Genomic DNA, 23,931 nt, shown 5'->3' on the forward strand with positions numbered 1-23,931 from the left:
TTCCTTTACGCCTTAACTTTTATGACTCACCACTACTGACTTTAATTGGAATCTGTTTTATTTCTTTTTTTAATTTTGGTTGATACAGATTAATTGATAAAAGACCATTTTTCAACTCTGCATTTGTAACATGCATCCCTTCCGCGAGAACAAAGGTTCGCTGGAATTGTCGCGCAGCTATACCGCGATATAAATATTGATGATTTTGGTTGTCCGTTTGTTTACCATGAATAACCAATTGATTATCATCGAGCAAAATATTAAGATGGTTAATCTTAAATCCAGCAACAGCCAAAGTTATCCGGATATGATTTGCATCATCATTTTTATGCAAACGTTCAATGTTATAGGCTGGGTAAGCCTCATCAGCTTTACCGATACGTTGCAATATTTTTTCTACGGTTTCAAACCCTAAAAGAAAGGGATTGGAGAAAGGCGTCACATGTGTCATTCATGAGTATCCTCTTTAAAACGGCTTTACTTGACCAAACTCTATAAAAGTGCTCGCTGCATTCCTCTCATATGGCGAGCGTGAATGATAACTTCAAGAGAGAAGATTTAAGAGAGTTCAATGCCTCAAGGTACCATAAAATTGTCAAAAGTGCGAAATTTATCTGGTATATTATATAATGAAAATGAAATTGCAGAAATATTTCGCCGTTTTTCTGTGCAACGCCCAGCGCCTAAGAGTGATCTTATCTATACAAATATTTTTACGCTTTTGGTTGCCGTTGTGCTTTCGGCTCAAGCGACAGATGTAAGCGTTAATAAAGCGACAAAAGAATTATTTCGCCTTGCTGATCAACCGGAAAAAATGGTTGCATTAGGAGAAGAAGAAATAGCACATCATATCCGTTCAATTGGTCTTTGGCGAGCAAAAGCACGCAATGTTTATGCACTTTGTAACTGTTTAATTGATTGTTATGGCGGTCAAGTACCTGATACGCGTGAAGCACTTATGTCCCTTCCTGGAGTGGGGCGCAAAACGGCTAATGTTGTTTTGAATGTTGCTTTTGGTCAGCCTACATTGGCAGTAGATACACATATTTTTCGCTTAAGCAATCGTCTTGGTTTAGCGCCTGGCAAAACACCAGAGATTGTTGAGAAAAAATTATTAAAGATTATACCAATCCATTATCTTCGTCATGCGCATCATTGGCTGATTTTACATGGACGCTATGTTTGCCAAGCACGTAAAGCACAATGTAGGCAATGCATTATTGCTGATCTATGTAAAGCAGCTATCAAAACAAATGCTATTCCGGCACCTTTAGTTGAGCTTCAAGGCAATGGAGCTCCGATTTTTTTGTAATACGGTCTTGCTATTTTGTGTATAGTGGCTTATGGAAACACTATTAGAACTGCCCGGCAGGGCATGCCGTGGCTGTTTAAATGCTTGTTCAAGCGTTGGTCCGCTTGAGTGAATAAAATGTTTGATTGAATAAATTAATGTACGGAGTAGCAAAATGCCCAAGATGAAGACCAAATCATCCGCTAAAAAGCGGTTTAAAATCACTGCGTCAGGCAAAATTAAAGTAGCAGCTGCCGGTAAGCGCCACGGTATGATTAAGCGTTCGAATAAATTTATTCGCGATGCACGTGGAACAATGGTTTTGTGTGAACAAGATGCTAAAAAAGTCGTTCAGCATTATTTGCCGAATGGTGTTTAAACCTTACGCTTTTGATTTTGAGGAGATTATAATATGGCACGTGTGAAAAGAGGTGTGACAGCACACGCTAAGCACAAAAAAGTTCTTAAACAGGCTGAAGGTTTTTACGGTCGTCGTAAAAATACCATTCGTGCAGCTAAAGCAGCAGTTGATCGTTCAAAGCAATACGCTTATCGTGATCGCAAAAATAGGAAACGTACTTTCCGTTCTTTGTGGATTCAGAGAATTAATGCGGCTGTTCGCGCAGAAGGTTTAACTTATGGACGTTTTATTGATGGCTTATCAAAAGCCGGTATTGAGGTTGATCGTAAGGTTCTTTCAGATATAGCAATCCACGAAGCAGAAGCATTTTCTGCTTTAGTAGCTTCGGCAAAAAAGGCTTTGGAATATTTAAAAGATACGACACCTAATGCTTTTGAAGGCGCTGTCAAGTAAGCCAGTCGTGTTCTCTTAAAGCATTTATTTATTCGAGGTCCCGTGCTGGCTGTTGCGAGTGCGGGTTTTTTTTTATTAAAAAAATAGGCAAAAATATGAACGATATTGAGCGTCTGGAACAAGAAATTTGTTTAGCCTTAGAGGCAGCGGGTGATGAACAGGCACTTGAAGCAGTGCGTATTGCAGCATTGGGTAAAAAAGGTAGCATCTCTGAAAAATTAAAAGCATTAGGGAAGATGGATGCTAGCGAGCGCCATAAAGTTGGACCAGTTCTTAATGGATTAAAAAATCGTATTTTAGAATTATGGGCGCAAAAGCGTGATCTTCTGAAAAGACAGGCAATGGATGCCCGTCTTTCTCGTGAAACGGTTGATGTTACCTTGCCTGTTCGCTCTTCACCTATAGAACGGGGACGCATTCATCCTATTTCACAGGTGATTGAGGAAATTATTGCCATTTATACGAAGTTGGGTTTTTCTCTTGCAGAGGGACCTGATATTGAAACAGATTATTATAATTTTACGGCATTGAATTTTCCTGAAGGGCATCCAGCACGCGAAATGCATGATACCTTCTTTTTTGATGTCGATAAAATGGGAGAACGAAAATTATTGCGGACCCATACATCACCCGTACAAATTCGCACACTAGAAAAACAAAAAGCACCGATACGGATCATTATTCCTGGAAAAACTTACCGCATGGATTCGGATGCGACGCATTCGCCCATGTTCCATCAGGTAGAAGGTCTTGTCATTGATAAAACCTCCACCATTGCCCATATGATGTGGCTACATGAAACCTTTTGTAAAGAATTTTTTGAAGTTCCCTCTGTAAAAATGCGTTTTCGTCCCTCTTTTTTCCCTTTTACCGAACCATCTATGGAAGTGGATATTCAATGTGATCGTTCTGGTTCAGAAGTAAAGTTCGGAGAAGGACAGGATTGGTTGGAAATTTTAGGATGCGGAATGGTGCATCCTCATGTGTTGAAAAATGTTGGTTTAGATCCCGATGAATATCAAGGCTTTGCATGGGGAATGGGCATTGATCGTATTGCCATGTTGAAATACGGTATGCCTGATTTACGAGCTTTTTTTGATGCTGATCTGCGTTGGTTAGACCATTATGGCTTTCGTTGCTTTGATATGCCTGCTTTTTTTCCTAATAGAAATATGTGATCTTAGTCATCGCTTTCATGTGAGGTTTTAAAATGAAATTTACATTGTCGTGGTTAAAAGATCACTTAGAGACAAGTGCATCTTTGGATGAAATTTGTGAGAAACTAACAGCTATAGGTCTTGAGGTTGATTACGTTGATGATCGGTCTTCTTTAAAAGGTTTTGTGATTGCAAAAGTTTTAACAGCAATAAAGCATCCTGATGCAGATAAACTCCAGATTCTGTCCGTCGATACAGGGACTTCTACACCTGTTCAAGTTGTCTGTGGAGCACCAAATGCGCGTGCAGGTCTTGTTGGTGTTCTGGCACTACCAGGCACTTATATTTCAGGACTCGATGTGACATTATCTGTAGGAAAAATCCGCGGTGTTGAAAGTTTTGGGATGATGTGTTCGCAAGCGGAGCTTGAATTATCAAATGAACATGACGGGATTATCGAACTTCCAGAAGATGCACCTATTGGAGATTCATTTGCAACTTATGCTGGTTTAGATGATCCGATCATTGATATTGGTTTGACCCCCAATCGCTCTGATTGTACAGGTGTTCGTGGTATTGCCCGTGATCTTGCTGCCGCTGGAATGGGAAAATTAAAAGAATTATCCTTGTCAAAATTTGAGCCTTCCTTTGAAACACCTCTCGATGTTTCATTAGATTTTTCGCAAGATTCATCATTATGTTTAGGTTTTGCTTGGCGTGAAGTGCGCAATGTTCAAAATGGTGCATCACCTCAGTGGATGCAACAGCGTTTGAATGCAATTGGTTTGAGACCGATTAATGCGCTTGTTGATATGACCAATTACATAAGTTTTGACCTTGGTCGTCCACTCCATGTTTTTGATGCAGATAAAATTAAAGGTAATTTGTGTGTACGTTGTGCTCGTGAGGGAGAACAGCTTCAAGCACTGAACGGAAAAATCTATCATTTGGGCGCTAAGAATTGTGTCATTGCAGATGAAGAGGGGATTGTTTCGATTGCCGGTATCATGGGCGGTGAAAGAACGAGTTGTGATGAGACAACACGTCGTGTTATTATTGAATCAGCGCTTTGGGATGCGCAAAGCATTGCACAAACAGGAAGAGCATTAGGTCTTATCAGTGATGCACGTTATCGATTTGAACGAGGTGTTGATCCGGCTTTTATAGAAACAGGGCTTGAGATTGCAACAGAATTGGTCTTACGTCTTTGTGGTGGTGAAGTATCTAAGAAGAGGATCGTTGGCTATCAGCAACAAGAAATCAAACAGATCGCTTTTCCTTTTTCTGAAATTAAACGTTTAACAAATTTGGAAATAGAACCTGAAAAAGTCATCTCTATTTTAACAAAACTTGGATTTTTCGTTGAAGGAAAAGGAGATGTCGTTACAGTAAAAGTACCATCATGGCGCCCTGATATTATGGGGAAAGCCGATTTGGTGGAAGAAGTCATGAGGATTTATGGGCTAGATAAAATTAAACCTATTCCTTTGGAAAACTTCGCAGAAGGAAAAGATCAAATTTTAACATGCGCACAAATTCGTTCACGTGCTACACGTTTGGCTTTAGTGCAACGTGGTATGAAAGAAGCGGTAACATGGTCTTTTATTTCTGAAAATCAAGCTCTTGCTTTTGGAGGAGGTCAAGAAGAGCTTAAATTAGTTAACCCTATTGCTGCTGATATGTCAATGATGCGTCCTTCCCTTTTACCTGGTTTGATTATGGCGGCACAGAGAAATGCTGATCGTGGTTTTCCAGATCTTGCTTTGTTTGAAGTTTCCAATATTTATGAAGGCGATACCCCTGATAAACAACACCGTGTTGTTAGTGGGATTCGTCGCGGAACAGAGCAATTTAAAGGGGCTGGTCGTTTTTGGAATGGAAATGCAACCGTCGTTGATGTTTTTGATGCCAAAGCAGATGCTTTAGCTATTTTAGAAGCATGCGATATGGATGTTGGGAAAGTGCAGATTGAAGTAGGAGCGCCCGATTGGTATCATCCTGGTCGTTCAGGTGTCATAAAACTTGGATCAAAGATTATTCTTGGTTTTTTTGGTGTTTTTCATCCTGCTACATTAGAAAAGTTAGATGTTAGTGGCCCTTTATGCGGTTTTGAAATTTTTCTAGACAGAATTCCAGAATCAAAGAAAAAAACGACCAAAAGCCGTCTTCCTTTGAAACTCTCACCTTTTCAAATGGTGCGGCGTGATTTTGCCTTTATAGCGGATAAAACTGTTGCCTCTTCTCTTATTATTCGTGCGGCAAGTGGAGCCGATAAAAAACTTATTCATTCAGTGCAGATTTTTGATATTTTTGAAGATTTAAGCTTTGGCGAAGATAAAAAATCTGTTGCAATTGAAGTAACTATTCAGCCCATAGAACGGACTCTAACAGATGAAGATTTAGAAAAGCTTGCCTTAAAGATCGTGGATAATGTTACCAAAATGACAGGTGCATATTTGCGCTACTGAGTATTCTCATTTTTTATGAGATATTTTACATGAAGTGGGAGCATTTTTAAGTGCTCCCTTTTTGTTTGGCATTCAAGAGCTATAGAGCTTCTTGAAAGCGGATCTCCTTACCAAAACAAGCTGCTTAAATCATCAATTTTTTCAATATGAAAAAAGCTGTTTTTAAACATCTTGAAAAGTTATTTTTTCTCTTAATCCTTCATTGCAAATGTAAAAGATAACTGCTATTGCTAAATGATAATGCAAATTATTTGCAATAAAAAGAAGGCATATAAAGGAAAGAGAGAATCAATGAACGTAAGAACGTTTTTCAGCATAGTTTTAGGAAGTGTTATTTTTTTTACACCCAATTTTGCTTTGTGTGCTGGTAAATTTAAAGCTGTTACGACATTCACTATCATTGCTGATATGGCACGCAATGTAGCAGGTGATGCTGCTGATGTTGAATCCATTACAAAACCAGGTGCGGAAATTCATGAATATCAACCCACCCCTCGCGATCTTATGCGTGCTCAGGGAGCTAACCTTGTATTGTGGAATGGATTAGAGTTAGAGCTTTGGTTTGAAAAGTTTTTTCAAAATATCAAGGATGTTCCAAGTGTTGTTGTTTCAAAAGGTATTGTACCCATTAAAATTGGTGAGGGCCCCTTTAGCGGTAAACCCAATCCTCATGCGTGGATGTCACCAACCTCTGCTTTGATTTACGTTGATAATATTCGCGATGCTTTTGTAAAATATGATCCTGAACATGCTGCTATTTATAAAGAGAATGCTGAAATTTATAAACAGAAAATTCGTGCAACGATTGATCCAATTAAGGCTGAATTAGAAGCCGTACCGCAAGATAAGCGTTGGCTTGTGACCAGTGAGGGGGCATTTAGCTATTTGGCGCGTGATTTTAATCTAAAAGAGCTTTATTTATGGCCCATCAATGCTGACCAGCAAGGAACACCACAGCAGGTCAAGCATGTTATTGATATGGTTCGCAAATACAATATTCATGCAGTTTTTTCTGAAAGCACTATTTCCCCTGCGCCTGCTAAGCAGGTTGCTAAAGAAACAGGGGCTAAATACGGTGGCGTTCTTTATGTTGATTCTTTAAGTGAGAAAAATGGTGAGGTACCCACTTATATTGATTTATTACGTGTCACGAGTGGGCGTATTAGCAATGCTTTATTAGAGGGAGTAAAAAGCCAATGACGGAATCTGGAATATTTGCCCAAGGAGTAACGGTAACTTATCGTAATGGACATACGGCTTTACGCGAAGTGAATTTTGAAAGTCCAAAGGGTTCTATTACGGCATTAGTTGGTGTTAATGGATCCGGTAAGTCAACGTTATTTAAAGCGATTATGGGGTTTGTACGCCCCTCAAAGGGAAAAATTCGCATGTTTGATTTGCCCGTTGATATAGCTTTGAAAAAAAACCTTATTGCTTATGTTCCTCAAAGTGAAGATGTTGATTGGAATTTTCCTGTCTTGGTCGAAGATGTTGTATTGATGGGGCGGTACGGTCATATGAATTTCTTTCGCTATGCCCGTACACAAGATTATGAAGCCGTTCGTATTGCCTTAGAGCGCGTTGATATGTTGGCTTTTGCCAAGCGCCAGATTGGAGAACTTTCTGGTGGACAGAAAAAGCGTGTTTTCCTAGCGCGCGCTCTTGCACAGAAAGCAAAAGCTATTTTATTAGATGAGCCGTTTACAGGGGTTGACGTTACAACAGAAGATAAAATCATTGCTTTGTTACAAGATCTTCGTAAAGAAGGAGCAGTGATCTTGGTTTCAACTCACAATTTGGGTTCTGTTCGCGAATTTTGTGATCATACAGTTTTAATAAAAGGAACCGTTTTAGCTTCTGGGTTAACAGAAAAAATCTTTACAAAAGAAAATCTAGAAAAAACTTTTGGAGGATCTTTGCACCACCATATTTTTGATCTTCCTAGCACAAAAAAAAATGATGGTTTCATGGGAAGAAAGCAGTCTGCAGTTTGTGAAGATATTGAAAGAGTGGAGCACGTTGCATGATTTCTTGGTTGCTTGAGCCACTGAGCTATCAATATATGGTGAATGCAATGTGGGTTTCTGGGTTAGTTGGGTGTGTTTGTGCCTTTCTTTCGGCTTTTTTGATGTTAAAAGGTTGGTCATTGATTGGTGATGCTCTTTCCCATTCGATTGTTCCTGGTGTAGCAGGAGCTTACCTTTTAGGGTTACCTTTTTCACTCGGCGCTTTTTTTTCTGGTGGTCTTGCAGCAGCAGCAATGCTCTTTTTTAACCACCGGACAAAGCTTAAAGAAGATACCATTATTGGGCTCATTTTTTCCTCCTTTTTTGCCTTTGGGTTGTTTCTCAAATCGTTAAAACCAATGGCTGTTAATATTGATACGATTGTTTTGGGAAATATTTTAGCCGTTAGTTCATCAGATATTCTACAATTGGCTTTTATCGGCTTTTTTTCGTTGCTTATATTGCTTTTGAAATGGAAGGATCTTCTTGTTTCGTTATTTGATGAAACACATGCGCATGCCATTGGATTAAATGTAAAGTTTTTAAAGATTCTCTTTTTCACATTACTTGCCGCTTGTACTGTTGCTGCTATGCAAACCGTTGGAGCGTTCTTAGTCATTTGTCTTGTTGTGACACCTGGGGCAACAGCCTATCTTTTAAGTGATCGTTTCGTGAATATCTTGGTTATTGCAGTTGTAATTGGAACATTCACAAGTGTCTTGGGTGTTTATGTGAGTTATTTTTTAAATGCACAAACGGGGGGGGTTGTTGTGCTTTTTCAAGCATCTTTATTTGTTTTGGCTTTTATTTTTGCTCCTAAACATGGGTATATTGCTGCACGCTTACGCATAAATGCGGCCAAAAAGGGTGTAATATTATCATGATTGATCAATTACTACTTCCGTTTCAGTTTTCTTTTATGCTTAAGGGTATGCTTATTGTCATGATTCTTTCTATTCCCATGGCGATGCTTTCCTGTTTTCTTATTTTGAAAGGATGGGCGCTGTTAGGCGATGCCATTTCTCATGCAGTTTTTCCAGGTGTTGTTGTTGGTTATATGACAACACCATGGGTAATCGCATTTTTGACTTCTTTGCCATTTGCTTGGTTTCAGCATATGCGTCCAGAGAATATTACAATGACTCTGATTACTTGCGGTGCTTTTGTTGCAGGAATGGTGTGTGCACTATTAACGGGTTTTTTAGGGAGCAATAGCCGTATCAAACAGGACACGGTGATGGGTGTGGTCTTTTCTTCGATGTTTGGTTTGGGGCTTGTTTTAGCCACGTCTATTTATAGTAGCTTAGATTTGAATCATATTCTATTTGGTAATCTTTTAGGTGTTAACTGGCTTGATATAACACAAACGGCGATCATTTCTGCTGTTGTCACTTTCATTTTAGCAGCAAAATGGCGCGACTTTATGTTGTATATTTTTGATACAGTTCAAGGACATGCAATGGGGTTACCAATATCTCTACTTCACTATACCCTTCTAACGATGATTTCTCTTACAATTGTTGCGGCTTTGAAAGCTGTAGGTATCGTGCTCGTTATTTCTTTACTGATAGCACCAGGAGCAATTGCCTATCTTGTTACAAAGCGGTTTTCTTTTATGTTAATGATCGCGATACTTGTTGCAGCTTTTTCTGGTTTTTTAGGGATTTATCTCAGCTTATTTATCGGCTCTGATTCTGCTTCCACAATTGTGTTGATCTTGACGTTGATTTTTATGGCTATTTTCATGATGATTTTTTTTCGTCAAAACACAGTTCAAGAAACTTAAAAGTGTTAAAATTCATGCATATCAGCCATGCATTTTTATATATTGTTTCTCATTTCTATTTTAATTAGAGTTCGAGGCGCTAGGTTATTTTTCCTCCTAATGTCTAGCAAGTGAATGCGGTACATTTTCTCCCCCCAACGCTGCATTCTTAATTAAGAGGCTGCATTGATTTATTCTGCAGCCTTTTTATTTTTTTGATTTTCTAAAATCTCTTCTCTTTTCTTGAAATCATTTAAAATGATTATCATATTGCGTAAGCTATTCGGTATTTTCAAGGAACTTATAACAGCAAAGACGCTTACGCATGAAGGGGTAGAACGTAATTGTGCACTCAGACATGTAAACAGAAAAAACAGATATAATGTTTTTGTAGAGGGTTTTGCGTAGAGGAAAAAAATACAAGAAAATGAAAAAAGATTTGAAGATATCTCACCCTTTGCGTATCTGCTATTATATAGCAGGGTGGACAATGGTTATATTAGGTATTATCGGTGTAGTATTACCTATTATGCCAACTGTGCCTTTTTTGTTAGTTGCCTCATGGTGTTTTACGCGTTCTTCTCCACGTTTTCATCAATGGTTGAATAATCATCGCATTTTTGGTCCCCCTATTAAGCGATGGGAAGAAAAAAAAGCAATCTCTCCATTCATTAAAATTTTTGCAATAATGAGTATGACAGGAGGATTTTTATCCTTTTTCGTAATGGTACACCCTCCTTCATGGATTTCCTTACTTGTTGCGGTTATATTATTGCTGATTGCCCTTTATATTTTAACACGTCCATCTTCATAATGATAGAAAAGGCTTTATGAGATACTCTTTTTAGCTTCGACTTATTTGTAAAAACTATGAGGACTTTTAAGTTTTGAATATAAGCTCTCCATATCCAAAATGCATATGAAATAGCAAGCTTTTTGAAAGAAATTAATTAATAATATGTTTGTGAAATAATTTTTATGAACAAAGAAGACTGTTTACGCACACTCAAAATGTTCTCACTTGGATAAACCACATTCATGGAAGAGAGTCATTATTTTTATAAGACATGTTTGTATGAATCTCTATATATACGTCATTGAAAAGTCATTGATATGATAGCCATTTCTTTCTAAAAAGACGTTTCGTTTGTTTTCATATCTCTTAATGAGGATATAATACAAAGCTTATTAAACATCATCATTTTATACTTATACAGTTAAGAAGCCGGTCTATTATATCAATCTTTAATGTTACATCTGTTCTTAGCTTAAGAATAATTCATAAGAAACAACAGAGTTTTTCAAATGGTTTTATGCATACACGCATTCTTATTATAATATGTGAATAAATAAATTCTCTGTCTTTGTATAAAGCTTATTCGAAATAAAAATATTATTGCATTCTCTGTTTTTTAATGAGGTCATGCCCCTCATGTAAAACAAAAGGGCTCCCCAATCATGTTATTTACACATTTATTTTAATGAACATTTCTCAACGCTTTACGCATTTCATGATGGCAGACCATACATGGATAAAGTAAAATCTCCTGTAAAGTGTATAAAATTCATTTGAGCACCATCATCCTTGCCTTACAAAATGCACACCGATAGTCACCGTGCTATTTGTCATCCTCCAATGTTGCCTTAGCAATTCCTAATGTTACAACTGTAGCTTTTCATTGGGTTTTGTATATTTTTACACTAGATTTTGTACCAATTTATTTTTTTTTCAAAGAGTTTTAAAGATGTTCTCAAAGGGGGGAAAAGCCTTTTCTCATTTTTACTATGGAAACGCATTTTTTTCTGATTTTCGGTAATTTTTGCAATTTTAGGCGTCAAAATCTATTTTGATAAAACGCGCATTTAATGGTCAAAATTGTACATAAAAACAACAAATTACCACGTATTCCTACTTAATCCTATCTCTTCCCACTTAGTACAAACCTACTGTCGAGCTACAACAATAACCCTTAAAACTTGAAAACCTTCATACATGTAAGGAGATGAGTGTGCTTGATTTAAAAGGGTTGAAATGAAAAAAATTTATGATATTCACGCACGCTCTTTCAACATGCAAAACAACAGTATCTTGTCGTGCCGTATAACACCGTTATTTATGACAATGATATAAGGAAGCCTCCTTGGCTAAACTTCCCTAGCAAGTTAAGTATTTTTTTAATGCGTAGTGAATATTTTTAAGTCTGATCTGTCGAATCCTTATGTAAGTGAAGCGTATGCGTGGTAGGCCAAGTAGAATCTGCTCAAAAAACAACCGAACTATTTACAGACCAGCAAAGGTTAAGAACCCTCATCCTTAGGGCAGGACAAAAATCAATCTTATAAACAATATGATGAGTCAATATACTCGTTTAAAGAACCGGAAACTACGTCTTTATAGGTCTAGCAATTCGCTTTTTATTACCAAAAAAATTGAGATAACGTTGTACTTCTTTTGAATCACCGATCGTTTTTTCAGGATTATCTGAAAGCTTTACGGCTGGTCGACCATTGGCATAGGTCACCTTACAAACAAGGGAAAGAGCATCAAGAGTTTCGATTTCCTGAGGTGCACAGCCTGTAAAGTCATTGGTAAGATCCGTGCCCCATCCAAAACTCATGCGCACTCTGCCATGGAAATGATGATAGGTTTTTTCAATTGTATTGACATCAAGAGCATCAGAAAAAATTAAAAGTTTTTCGCGTGGATCTTTTCCTTTTTCTTTCCACCATTGAATAATACGTTCGCCACCTTCAATAGGGGGCGCACTATCGGGTCTGAAACCTGTCCAATCAGCGACCCAATCTGGTGCATTGCGTAAAAATGCTTCTGTACCAAAGGTATCAGGTAAAACAATGAGAAGATTTCCACCATAATAACGGTTCCAATCTTGCAAGACTTGATATGGAGCTCTGCGTAATTCATCATCGTTGTTGCTGAGAGCCGCAATAACCATGGGCAATTCGTGTGCATTGGTTCCAAGAGCTTCTAAATCCGTATCCATGGCAAGAAGAACATTAGAAGTTCCAGTAAAAGAATTACCAATGCCTTCTTTTAATGCTTCCACACACCAGCGCTGCCATAAAAAAGAATGGCGACGCCTTGTCCCAAAGTCAGATATTTTAATATCAGGCAATTTTTTGAGACGTTCAACTTTACTCCACATTTTTGCTTTAGCACGCGCATAAAGTACATCAAGAGCAAAACGATCTAGTTTTTTGAGAGCTGCACGTGAACGTAATTCACTGATAATAGCAAGGGCTGGAATTTCCCACATAGAGCTATGAGCCCACGAACCATAAAAATGAAGCATATATTGGCCATCTTTGCGGGTTAGTTCATATTCTGGGAGTTGAAAATTCTCAAGCCACTGAAGAAAATCCGGTTCAAAAATTTGTTTGCGTCCATAAAATGTATTACCAGCAAGCCAGATCATTTCTTTTTTTGTAAAGCGCAAACTAAGAGCATGATCAAGTTGAGCACGTAATTCACTCTCATCAATATCATCGGCAAGACGTATTGTTTTAGAGCGATTTATGAGGGAAAAAGTAACATTAACATTAGGATACAACCCCCAAATCATCTGTACCATAAGAAGCTTATAAAAATCCGTATCGAGAAGTGAACGAATAATGGGATCAAGTTTCCAAGTATGATTGTAAACACGTCTAGCAATATCCGGATGATTCATAACCTTTTTCTTTCAGTTTCATAAAATCTAAAATATTATGCACCAACACGGACAATATAGGCGGTGCAATATAACAACTCTACAGTTTTGGGCAAGAATAAAAAAGTCTGCTCTCTTTTTCATCTTTCATCTCTAAGATTTAACAATACGTATAATTTCATGCTGACCTGTTTTGTGTAACTTTATCCCCGCATGAACTTCGGTATATTTTTTGCCATTAACATGGAGCATATTTTTAGGTCCCCATTTTACTTTAATGGTATAAACGGCATCATAAAACTTCATTGTTGCTTCATATTTTGGCCAAATAGAGGGTAAATGTGGCTGTAAAAACAACAGATCTCCCTGACGCTGTATTCCAAGAATAGCTTGTGTTGCAGCACGATAAAACCAACCGGCTGAGCCTGTATACCATGTCCAACCGCCTTGACCACATCGTGGTTCAACAGAATAAATATCTGCGGCCATCACATAAGGTTCAACACGATAAGTTTCAGGATCTTGTCCATGGGTAATCGGGTTAATCATAGAAAATAAAGCGTAAGCTTTATCGTTTTGTTCCATTTCAGCCAATGCTAAAATACTCCAAATGGCACCATGCGTGTATTGACCACCATTTTCTCGGATTCCCGGAGGATAACCTTTTATATAACCGGGCTCAAGTGTGCTTTTATCAAAAGGTGGCCAAAAAAGGCGAATGAGTCCGCCTTTTTTATCATAGAGATGTTCCAACATTGATGTCATTGCTTGCTTTTGATGTTCAGGCGACGCCATTTGAGAAATGACAGCCCAAGATTGAGCAATGGTATCAATTTGGCATTCATCATTAATTTTAGAACCAAGAGGTGTTCCATCATCAAAATAACCACGTCGATACCAAGCACCATCCCAACCGTTTTCCTCTAGGGATTTTGTTAAGCGTTCAAGGTATGTACTCCATATTTGCATATGGCTGTTATCACCACGTTTTTTGGCCAAAGGAATAAATGCTTGTAATGTGTACCCAAGAAACCATCCTAACCAAATGCTTTCGCCTTTTCCTTCCACACCTACCAAATTCATGCCATCATTCCAATCCCCACCTAAAATAAGAGGGAGACCATGGGGCCCGCAGCGTTTAATGGCAAGGTCTAAAGCTAAAGCACAATGTTCATAAACTGTTGCAACCTTTGAGGATTGGATAGGTTGAAAATAAGCATCCTGTTGCCCACTTTTGAGAACATCACCTTCAATAAAAGGAATGAGCGTATCAAGAAAAGCGTCATCACCAGTGGTAGTGACATAAAGAGCTGTTGCATATGCAAGCCAAACGATATCATCAGAAATGTATGTACGAACACCAGCATTTGTGTCAGGCAACCACCAATGTTGCACATCCCCTTCAAGAAATTGGTGCGCTGCTGCATTTAATAATTGTTCACGTGCTAATTGTGGTTCCAGCAATAACAAAGACAGGCTATCTTGTAACTGGTCACGAAAACCAAATGCACCACTCGCTTGGTAAAAGCCTGCACGTGCCATGATGCGGCATGCGTAGATTTGATAAGGAAGCCAATGGTTGACCATAAGATTAAAAGAAGCGTCAGGTGTTTTGACTTGGAAAGGAGAAACAAAATCACTCCATTGCTGTTTTTGTTTTGTGAGCAGAATTTCAAAATCACTTGCATGTACTTGATTGAGTAATTTTTCAGCTTCTTGCCTATTTTCAGCACTGCCAAGATAGAAGATGATTTCTTTTGTTTGCCCTGGTTGAAGATCAATATCATAGGCGAATGCTGAACAAGGATCACATCCTGCTTCAATGATATTCGAAAGAGCACCAGCTTTACGGATCGCAGTTGGATGCGTTACGGTTCCCGTTGCACCAATAAATTCAGCACGATTGGTTGTGGTGCTGGTTGGCATTTCAGATGCCGATAAGAATGTGACTTGTTGAGATTTTTCAATGTGATAAGGATTTTGAATAAAATGTACACCCCTTTTGTCCTCATAAGAGGAAATAATGAAGGGGGCATATTTTGTACAGGTATTTCCCAAAACCCATTCAACATAATTATAAAGGCGTAAACTGCGTAGTTTTTTCCCTTCATTCGTGAGGGTAAGACGTGAAAAGCGAACTGATTTTTCCGGATCGAGTGTATGAGTCAGTTCTAATGCAATTTCTGAATGTGTCGATTTAAAAGTTGAAAATCCAAAACCATGACAAGCCTCATAGACAATATTTTCATCACATTCTACAGCAGAAACGGGTGAAAAACGTTTTAAAGACTGGCGATCAACCAGATAAAGTGCTTCTCCTGGCCGGTTAGATGTTGGATCATTTGCCCAAGGAGTTAATTTATAATCGCGGCTATTATTAACCCAAGTAAAAATTGCACCTTCAGCAGAGACATGAAAACCAAATTTGTGGTTAGCGATGACGTTAATCCACGGGTGCGGTGTAGTTGTACGTCCATGAAGACGTATTACATAATGGTTATACTGGTTAAAACCACCGTAACCATTCCAATATTTTAGATCTTCTCCATTTATGGGAAAGGAGGAGGGTTTTTGTTGGCTAATAAGACCAATGGAAGCAAAAAAATTTTGTTCAGTTTGTATTGTAACTTGCCTTCCTTCGCTATACTTTGGGGAATCTAATTGATCATGCAATTCATGATAATTTTTATGAACTGTAAGATCAAAATCACTCTCATCAAGTCGTTTAAGCTGTTCAGATAAAGAGCCATTTTGGGCATCAAGAACGATGCGCGCTGATGCAAGAAGCGTTTTAAAACTCTGTTCACTCATTTGATCGCGTCGAAGCATGAAAATATGTTGGCGTTCATCTGCTTTTTGCGTGTGGTGATAATAAGATTCACAGACCCACTCAAGAGCGCGTTGTGTATTTTGTATGTAGGAAAATGTTTGTTCATTAAGAATGACCAAATCAACAATGAGTCCGCGTATATGCCAATATTCGTGTGCTTTAAGGAGCTCGCGCAGTACAGAGATATTTCCCTCGTTATTTAACCTAAGAAGACAGAGTGGATTGTCTCCTGAAATGGACATAGGCCAAAGATCGGACTGTTTTCCAAGCGTTTTTGCTAATATTTCAGGAGAAAGACGCCATGTTCGATCAAGGTAGATAAGCGATGTGGCATATTTTTGATAGACAATAGCTTCTTTAGGCTGGGTTCCGCTCTGATACAGTGCGACTTGTGAGCGCGTCCATGCCCTTGAAAGTTCTTTTTGAAACATATCGGGTTGTCGATAATGTTTAATATGATTATGCAGCGCTTCTTTTGTATGAGCAGCAAAAGTCCAAAAAATAAGTTCTGCTTTTCCATATGCTGAAATTTTGATACGGCATCGCAATGACATAATAGGATCAAGAACACAACCTTGACTGTTACTGAAACGAGCATTTTGGTCAAATGCAGCGGGCCGATGAATAGATCGACCCCGCCCAATAAACAGAGAGCGATCCGTTTCAGCTTCTGTCTCTTGGAGAATATCTGTTGTACTAGAGACAAAATGGGCAACATAGATTTCAGGATCGCTAGGTGAGCGTTTGCGCCTTTTGGCAAAAATTGTTTTACCTTCCTCAGCAATTTCTGTCTCTATAAACATACGGGAAAAAACAGGATGAGCTTCGTCTGTATCCATTGTGGCAAGCGCTAATTCACCATAAGAAGTCACTTCAATGAGGCGCTCTTTATTTGTCGTATTCATCAGTTGAATACGTCTACCTTCGCCACATCCTTCAGATGTAATAAGACATTCAAGTGTTGATTTTATACCATCAACCATTTTTGTATATTCAGCCTTTTCATCTGTAAAAATGCTGACAGCTTCTTCTTCAATAACACGTGTTGGCTCACTAGTAACAGACCACCACCGTCCACTATGCGTATCGCGTAAGAAGAATAAAGTACCTTGTTGATCTTCTGTTGCATCAGGAATAAAACGCGTAATCGCATAATCGTGCCACCGACTGTAACCAGAACCATTCGCTGTTAGCATGGTAAAATAAAAGCCATTAGACAAAAGTAACGTTTCTCGTGGTTTGAGCAACGGGTTTGTAATAATGCGCAAAGGAGCGGCGTCAAGTGCTTGAGACTTATTGCGCATACGATTAACAGCTTTGGTATGAATAATAGGAATGAGATGAGGCGCTCTTTCCTGTAACAGCAATTGCGTTGCTTCAATAATGGGATCACGGTGAAAACGGTCACGCATTCGCCCTTGAAAAATAACATTGTTAAGAGCAAGGATAGACATGCCATGATGGTGCGCATAATAATTGCGTACAACAGCGTATTTTTCCCCTGTTTTCACGCGTGAAGGGGTAAAATCGACAGAGTCATAATAACCATATGTTCCTAAAGCTCCAAGATCACGGAGTCGTTTTAAATTAGCGACAGCGCAAGCAGGAGCATATTGTGCCGCTAGAAGGCTGGCATAGGGAGCAATGACAGCATTGCGTGAAAGACCACGTTGGAGTCCGAGGTTTGGAACACCAAAATGAGCGTATTGGTAATTCATTAAATGATCGCGAGCGTTAAATGCGGCCTCTGAAATACCCCATGGCAATTCCCGTTTATGAGCATATTGTATTTGACAATGAATAATCAATCGATTTGTTTGATCTAGGAGAGATCCTAAAGGTTCATGCATTACGAGAGATGGCATAAGATATTCGAACATCGATCCAGACCATGATAGGAGCGCACCTTTCCAACCTATGGGTACGAGGAGTCGACCAAGACGAAACCAATGTTTAAGTTTTATGTCTCCTTTTGCGATAGCAAAAAAACTTGCAAGACGTGCTTCTGAAGCAAGTAGATCATAACAATTTTCATCGAGTTTGTTTTCTTGAACACGATATCCAATGGATAAGAGATGCCGTTTAGGCTGTTCTAAAAAGTCAAATTTCATATCAAAGGCTATTTGCCGTGCTACTATAGCCAACCTGTTTAGTTTTTTACGTAATTTTTCAGTATCACAATGAGCAGTCGCATCATGATGATAAGCGTTACAGGTATCGATAAGGCATTTAGCCCAAGAAAGCGCACGAGCAGATTCTATCGTTTGAATTTTGTGGTCAAGTTCACTGACTAAGTGCACAATATCGTGGGCTGCATGTGAAAGGTCTATGATGTGAGAAGGAATCGTATTTTCTTGTTTTACAAAAGTGAAGACAGAGTCATGAAAACGAATGATGTTTTCTTCGATTTTTTGACGTAACGAGCGTAAATTGGGTTGATGATCTGGAATTTCTTTGACAGTTTCTTCAAGAATAGCAAGAACATCCGATAAGCCTTCTCGATCACTTTGAAAAAAAAGAGGCAGTTTTTCAGCCCATTCACTTAAGGCAGAAGAGAGTGTTATCAAATGACCGGCAAGATTTCCTGAATCAACGGTTGATACATAAGTAGGTAAAAGAGGCCTGAGTGTATCCGTTTCATACCAATTATAGAGATGACCACGGAACTTTTCCATTTTTGTAAGAGAGCGTAATGTACATTCAATACGGGTAATGGTCTCTTCAAAACCAATCCAGCCAAAATCACGTGCAGCAATAATAGAAAGGAGATAAACGCCAATATTCGTAGGAGATGTACGTTGAGCAACAAGAGGTTCAGGATCTTCTTGAAAATTATCGGGAGGCAAATAGTTGTTTTGTGCATTGACAAAGGTTGTATAATAAAGCCATGTACGCCGTGCAATAGAGCGAAGTTTTTTTTCATCTTTTGAAGAAAGATCAAGACTATCTTGAAAGGTTGAAGGTTGACTCACAATCCAAGCAATGAAGGGTGAAAAAAACCATGCTATCCCAAAAGGAAAAGCAATCAAGCTTGCAAAACTATCAGAAAAAAGAGAAAGTGCTACAGTAAGGACACCAATAAGCGATGCTGGTGCCATTATAAAAACATAGAAGCGCAAACTATTGGGCATTGATTTTGTTGCGGCAGAAGTTTTCCATTCAAGAAGATGCTGTTTTGAAATCGTCATACGATAGAGTGTACGAATAATCGCATCGGTCATAAAATACGCCGAATGAGCAAGAAACGTTGTTTTAAGAAATATATCAGCGCTTGTAAGAGCAGTTTTGTTCCAAATTAATTGAAAATGTCCACGCAAAGAATGATCTATATTGGACGAGACAAGCGTTTTTAATACACATAGAATGGGAGAAATGAAGGAGCTAAACAACAAGAATATTTGCCAGACGATTGCACTCTTGAAAGACAAAAAAGTCCATCCTGCAAATGCTGCGATTAACCACATAAGTGGAGTAAGAGAACGACGTAAATTATCCTGCATTTTCCAACGCGTCACGGAACTTATTTGACGGTGGAAAAAAAGATAAGGCAAAAGCTGCCAATCACCGCGAATCCAGCGATGATAACGCATAACATCAATATTATAAGCGGTTGGATAGTCTTCAATGACTTCTATGCTACTTACCAGAGCAGTACGAGCATAACCTCCTTCTAAGAGATCATGACTAAGAATAGTATTTTCTTTAATTTTGCCATCAAGCGCTTGTTCAAATGCATCAATATTATAAAGACCTTTACCGATAAAGGTACCTTCTCCTAAAAGATCTTGATAAGTATCAGAAACGGCAAAAACATAAGGATCAATGCCACGGTTGATAGAAAAAACCCGTTGGAGAATTGATGTTTTTTTTCCTGTTGTAAGAGAAGGAATAATGCGTGGTTGTAAAACGCTATAGCCTTTTACAACCTTTCCACTTTGCGGATCAAAAATGGGATGATTGAGTGGATGGTTAAGCTTTCCAACAAGTTTCGCGACGCTCTCTGGAGTAAGACGTGTATCACAATCCAGCGTCATAACAAAACGGCAATCCATAGGAAGGTGTGGCTTGGGAGGATAAAAGCTTGTGTTTTTATCGCCTCTTAAGAGCCGATTGAGTTCATGAAGTTTTCCTCGCTTTCGTTCCCATCCCATCCAACATTTTTCGCTTGTATTATAAAGGCGTCGGCGATGTAAAAGGAAAAAAAGAGGAAGTTCATCACGATGATAACGACTATTGAGTTTATCAATACTCTTTTGCGCATAGTGCAATAAATCAAGATCATCTTGCGTTTCTCTCAATGGAGCATCCACCCAATCTGTAATGAGCGCAAAATGAATGGCACCTTTAGGATTGGAAAGATAGTGCACTTCAAGATTGCGCACTTGTTCATCAATATCATCGCGTGATGTCATCAAAGTAGGTACAACAACCATTGTCCGTGCATGTTTTGGAATACCTTCTTTATATTCATAGCCAATGAGTTGTCTTGATGGGACAAACCATGAAACAACAGTGTTAAATAAAGCAAAAGCAGCATCGATAGCAGGAAAAAGCGCTAATACAGTAAAGCAAAAAGACATCCATGATGTCATGCCAGATATTTGTAAAAGGGCGTAAATTACAAGCAAAAGAGCGAGCGTCAGAAAATAGACAGGAATAGCGACGACTCTCAATTTTGAGCAACAGGAAGCTCGTGTCCATTTTATGAGAAAGGGCGGGATATATCCACAAGCCTTTTCAAATATGCCACGACCATCATCAACAAGGTACCACCCCACACAAGAATGATGAGGCATATCTTTAGAAGTGGAATTTGCCATTTCTACAACTTTATGTGCAATTTCCAGCTCACTAAGAGGCGAAAAGCGTGCAACTTTTTCAATGACTTGTCGATAAATATTGCGTGAGTGAGAATCAATTTCAGAAAAATCACTATTTTTACGCAAAATAGAATCGACACAACTCACTGTTTCAAACCATGCTGTCCAATCAACATCATCTATAGCTTTAAGAGCACGGATAATATTTCCCATGGTCACACCATCTGCTGCTTGTCGGGTATGTTCATCAGCTGTTGCAATTTCTAAGCTACTGCCTTGGCTTTTCAATTGCTTTTCAAGCCAATTTAATGCTACGGTTGAATCGACAGATGCACTGCGTAGGCGATAGAATAAATGTGCTGAAAACGTTGGATCAACAGTAAATGGTTTATACTGCGTAAAGAGAGAGTGTAGATTTGTTTTATTTTTTACAAGAGAAATTTTATCAGCCACTTGACTAGCAAGATGGCGCATATGTCGCGCTTTTTCGATACGTACTGAAAGACGACGGACATTTTCAATGAGCAGCATTTGCATAACAGAAGGAAGAGCCCACAATTCACCAATTGTGAGCGCACAAACTTCTTGAAATCCATTGGTCATAGCAGTGAGTGTTTCTTGTGAAAAGCTGCTATCAGTATGCGCAATATAAAGCCAAGTTAAAGCAAAAATTCGTGGTATTCCCGCTTTGTGTGTAGAAAGAGGAAGTTGCTTTATGAAGGACTTAGGTAGATTACGACGTAGCTTTTGTATAGTTTTATCAATGGTGTAATGATTATCAATGAGCCATTGAGCAGACGGTGCGATAGTCTCATCATTTCGGGCTGCAAAATCACTGGTATGAAAGGCATTAAGAATAAGTTTCGCATTTTCATTCAATCTCTTGCGAAAATCTTCTACTCCTTCATATTCAGGGAGTAAAATTTCTTTACCAGAAGCTATATCATGCCCTAAGTTATAAAGATCTTCCCGTACCTTATAAATTGCACGAAGAGGAAAATCCGTATTAATAAAATGGTTTTTTTCTCTTTTTGAGAAAAAAAGCACTTTATGAAAGGTATTATGCACGTCATAGTGTCCCATTGTTATTCAATTACATCGTTTTTTATTTAAATTGTAAGCATTTTATCTGAATAGTGAACCGTTGATAGACAAAAAAACAAACTTTTTGTTTTTAGTTACAAGCATTTATAATTTTTTACGCAATAATTAGAAAATAAGCAGACAATTTTTTTAGAAAATAAAAAGGTCACTCCTAAAATGAGTGACCTTAATAACACCGTCAACTTTAATGATTGATGATTAATCTTGTTCTTGTTTTTTCAAAGCAGCACCAAGAATATCACCAAGAGAAGCACCTGAGTCTGTAGAACCATATTGTGCAACAGCTTCTTTTTCCTCTGCAATTTCTAAAGCTTTAATCGATACTGAAATTTTACGTGTTTTTTTATCAAATGCTGTGATGCGAGCATCAACCTTTTGCCCAATTGCGAAACGCTCAGGACGTTGCTCATCACGATCACGCGCGAGATCAGCACGCCGAATGGTTGTCTCAAGGTTGTGGTCAATCAATTTCACACCAATGTCATTGTCGTTAACAGCAATCACTTCGCATGTTACAACAGCACCTTTTCGCAATTCGCCAGAAGCAGCTGCTTCTCCAACTTTATCGCTGGAAAGCTGCTTAATTCCAAGAGAAATGCGCTCTTTTTCAATGTCAACATCAAGGACCACAGCTTTAACGATATCGCCTTTATTGTAAGTATCAATGACTTGTTCACCAGGACGGTTCCAATCAAGATCAGACAAATGAACCATACCGTCAACATCGCCTTCAAGCCCAATAAACAGACCAAATTCTGTTTTATTTTTAACCTCTCCTTCAATTTGCGAATTGACAGGAAATTTATTGGCAAAAGCTTCCCATGGATTTTCAAATGTTTGCTTTAAGCCAAGAGAAATACGCCGTTTAGAAGGATCAATCTCAAGAACAACCACTTCTACTTCTTGTGATGTAGACAGAATTTTCCCAGGATGAACATTTTTCTTCGTCCAGCTCATTTCAGAAACATGGATCAGCCCTTCGATTCCTGGCTCAATTTCAACAAAACCACCGTAATCAGTAATGTTGGTGACAGCACCCGTAATTTTTTTACCAATCGGATACCGAACACTAATGCTTTCCCAAGGATCACTTTCAAGCTGTTTCATTCCAAGAGAAATACGGTGTGTATCCTGATTGATACGAATAATCTGGACTTTAATCGTTTGACCAATTGTGAGGACTTCAGATGGGTGGTTAACACGCCGCCATGCCATATCTGTAACGTGCAAGAGACCATCAATCCCACCAAGATCAACAAAGGCACCATAATCTGTGATATTTTTCACCACACCTTCAACGATTTGGTTTTCTTCAAGATTTTGTACAATTTCTGAACGTTGCTCGGCGCGACTTTCTTCTAAAACAGTACGACGTGAGACCACAATATTGCCACGACGACGGTCCATCTTCAAGATTTCAAAGGACTGAGAATTATGCATGAGAGGTGAAACATCACGAATGGGACGAATATCAACTTGGCTGCGCGGCAAGAAAGCAACAGCACCATCAAGATCGACTGTAAAACCACCTTTTACTTGGCTAAAGATCACTCCATCAACGCGTGCACCAGCATTGAATTTTTCCTCCAAACGGACCCAACTTTCTTCGCGCCGTGCTTTTTCACGGGATAAAACAGCTTCGCCCATCGCATTTTCAATGCGTTCAATGTAAACCTCAACTTCATCGCCAACTTGCAAAGAACCGTCTTTTGCTTTAGCTCCAAATTCTTTGAGAGGAATACGTCCTTCAACTTTAAGACCAGCATCAATAATGGCCATGTCTTTTTCGATTGCAATAACACGACCTTTAACAACAGATCCTTCATTAAGATCATTGGTTTGAAAAGATTCTGTTAAAAGGGCTTCAAAATCCGCTGTTGTGGGATTGTATTGTGACATAAGAACTCCTAATATATACCTTGTGTTATAAGGTATGAGCGCTAGGTTAGTGTTAACATAAGCAACTCCCTGCCTTTTTCCTTGAATAAAGGAAAAAAGTTAGCGCGAG

13 protein-coding genes and 1 pseudogene are annotated in these 23,931 nt (G+C 38.7%); 10 read left to right on the forward strand and 4 right to left on the reverse strand.

What is annotated here, in order from left to right; translation table 11 throughout:
* Positions 1 to 19: 19 nt before the first annotated feature.
* Positions 20 to 451: an Hsp20 family protein gene (locus tag ACFIKY_RS01765; RefSeq protein ID WP_012754518.1), complete on the reverse strand. Its 432-nt coding sequence runs from the start codon at positions 449 to 451 to the stop codon at positions 20 to 22.
* A gap of 120 nt (positions 452 to 571) precedes the next feature.
* Here ACFIKY_RS01765 and nth point away from each other — a divergent pair, with 120 nt between their 5' ends.
* The 10 genes from nth (at position 572) to ACFIKY_RS01815 (ending at position 10,315) form a co-directional block, all read left to right on the forward strand.
* Positions 572 to 1,312: an endonuclease III gene (gene nth, locus ACFIKY_RS01770; protein ID WP_375635420.1), complete on the forward strand. Its 741-nt coding sequence runs from the start codon at positions 572 to 574 to the stop codon at positions 1,310 to 1,312.
* 154 nt (positions 1,313 to 1,466) lie between these two features.
* Entirely contained in the window at positions 1,467 to 1,670 is a 204-nt protein-coding gene (gene rpmI / locus ACFIKY_RS01775; protein ID WP_012754516.1) for a 50S ribosomal protein L35, read from the forward strand.
* 33 nt (positions 1,671 to 1,703) lie between these two features.
* Positions 1,704 to 2,105, forward strand: a complete 402-nt coding sequence (rplT, locus tag ACFIKY_RS01780; protein WP_375635419.1) for a 50S ribosomal protein L20 — start codon at positions 1,704 to 1,706, stop codon at positions 2,103 to 2,105.
* Positions 2,106 to 2,200: 95 nt separating this feature from the next.
* Complete coding sequence (pheS, locus tag ACFIKY_RS01785; protein ID WP_375627962.1) at positions 2,201 to 3,283, forward strand: phenylalanine--tRNA ligase subunit alpha; 1,083 nt, start codon at positions 2,201 to 2,203, stop codon at positions 3,281 to 3,283.
* 32 nt (positions 3,284 to 3,315) lie between these two features.
* Positions 3,316 to 5,730: a phenylalanine--tRNA ligase subunit beta gene (gene pheT / locus ACFIKY_RS01790; protein ID WP_375635418.1), complete on the forward strand. Its 2,415-nt coding sequence runs from the start codon at positions 3,316 to 3,318 to the stop codon at positions 5,728 to 5,730.
* A 291-nt stretch (positions 5,731 to 6,021) separates the two neighbouring features.
* A complete protein-coding gene (locus ACFIKY_RS01795; protein WP_375635417.1) occupies positions 6,022 to 6,930 on the forward strand; it encodes a metal ABC transporter substrate-binding protein in 909 nt (302 codons plus the stop codon).
* Positions 6,927 to 7,757, forward strand: a complete 831-nt coding sequence (locus tag ACFIKY_RS01800; protein ID WP_375635416.1) for a manganese/iron ABC transporter ATP-binding protein — start codon at positions 6,927 to 6,929, stop codon at positions 7,755 to 7,757. The genes ACFIKY_RS01795 and ACFIKY_RS01800 overlap by 4 nt, the downstream gene beginning before the upstream one ends.
* Entirely contained in the window at positions 7,754 to 8,620 is an 867-nt protein-coding gene (locus ACFIKY_RS01805; protein ID WP_012754510.1) for a metal ABC transporter permease, read from the forward strand. The genes ACFIKY_RS01800 and ACFIKY_RS01805 overlap by 4 nt, the downstream gene beginning before the upstream one ends.
* Complete coding sequence (locus ACFIKY_RS01810) at positions 8,617 to 9,522, forward strand: metal ABC transporter permease (protein ID WP_012754509.1); 906 nt, start codon at positions 8,617 to 8,619, stop codon at positions 9,520 to 9,522. Before ACFIKY_RS01805 ends, ACFIKY_RS01810 begins: the two co-directional genes overlap by 4 nt.
* Positions 9,523 to 9,928: 406 nt before the next feature.
* Entirely contained in the window at positions 9,929 to 10,315 is a 387-nt protein-coding gene (locus ACFIKY_RS01815; protein ID WP_375635415.1) for a YbaN family protein, read from the forward strand.
* 1,570 nt (positions 10,316 to 11,885) lie between these two features.
* On the opposite strand, the gene pncB is transcribed toward ACFIKY_RS01815, so the two are convergent.
* The 3 genes and pseudogenes from pncB to rpsA all read right to left on the reverse strand — a co-directional run bounded on the left by pncB (position 11,886) and on the right by rpsA (position 23,822).
* On the reverse strand, positions 11,886 to 13,190 hold the full coding sequence (pncB, locus tag ACFIKY_RS01820; RefSeq protein WP_375632143.1) for a nicotinate phosphoribosyltransferase: 1,305 nt from the start codon (positions 13,188 to 13,190) through the stop codon (positions 11,886 to 11,888).
* A 132-nt stretch (positions 13,191 to 13,322) separates the two neighbouring features.
* Positions 13,323 to 21,892, reverse strand: a pseudogene (locus tag ACFIKY_RS01825) (GH36-type glycosyl hydrolase domain-containing protein).
* A gap of 229 nt (positions 21,893 to 22,121) precedes the next feature.
* The gene (rpsA, locus tag ACFIKY_RS01830; protein WP_026500132.1) at positions 22,122 to 23,822 is read right to left on the reverse strand and encodes a 30S ribosomal protein S1; all 1,701 of its coding nucleotides are present in this window, start codon (positions 23,820 to 23,822) and stop codon (positions 22,122 to 22,124) included.
* Positions 23,823 to 23,931 lie beyond the last annotated feature (109 nt).

The organism is Bartonella sp. CR127HXZ (genome assembly GCF_042194555.1).
Taxonomy (GTDB): Bacteria; Pseudomonadota; Alphaproteobacteria; order Rhizobiales; family Rhizobiaceae; genus Bartonella; species Bartonella grahamii.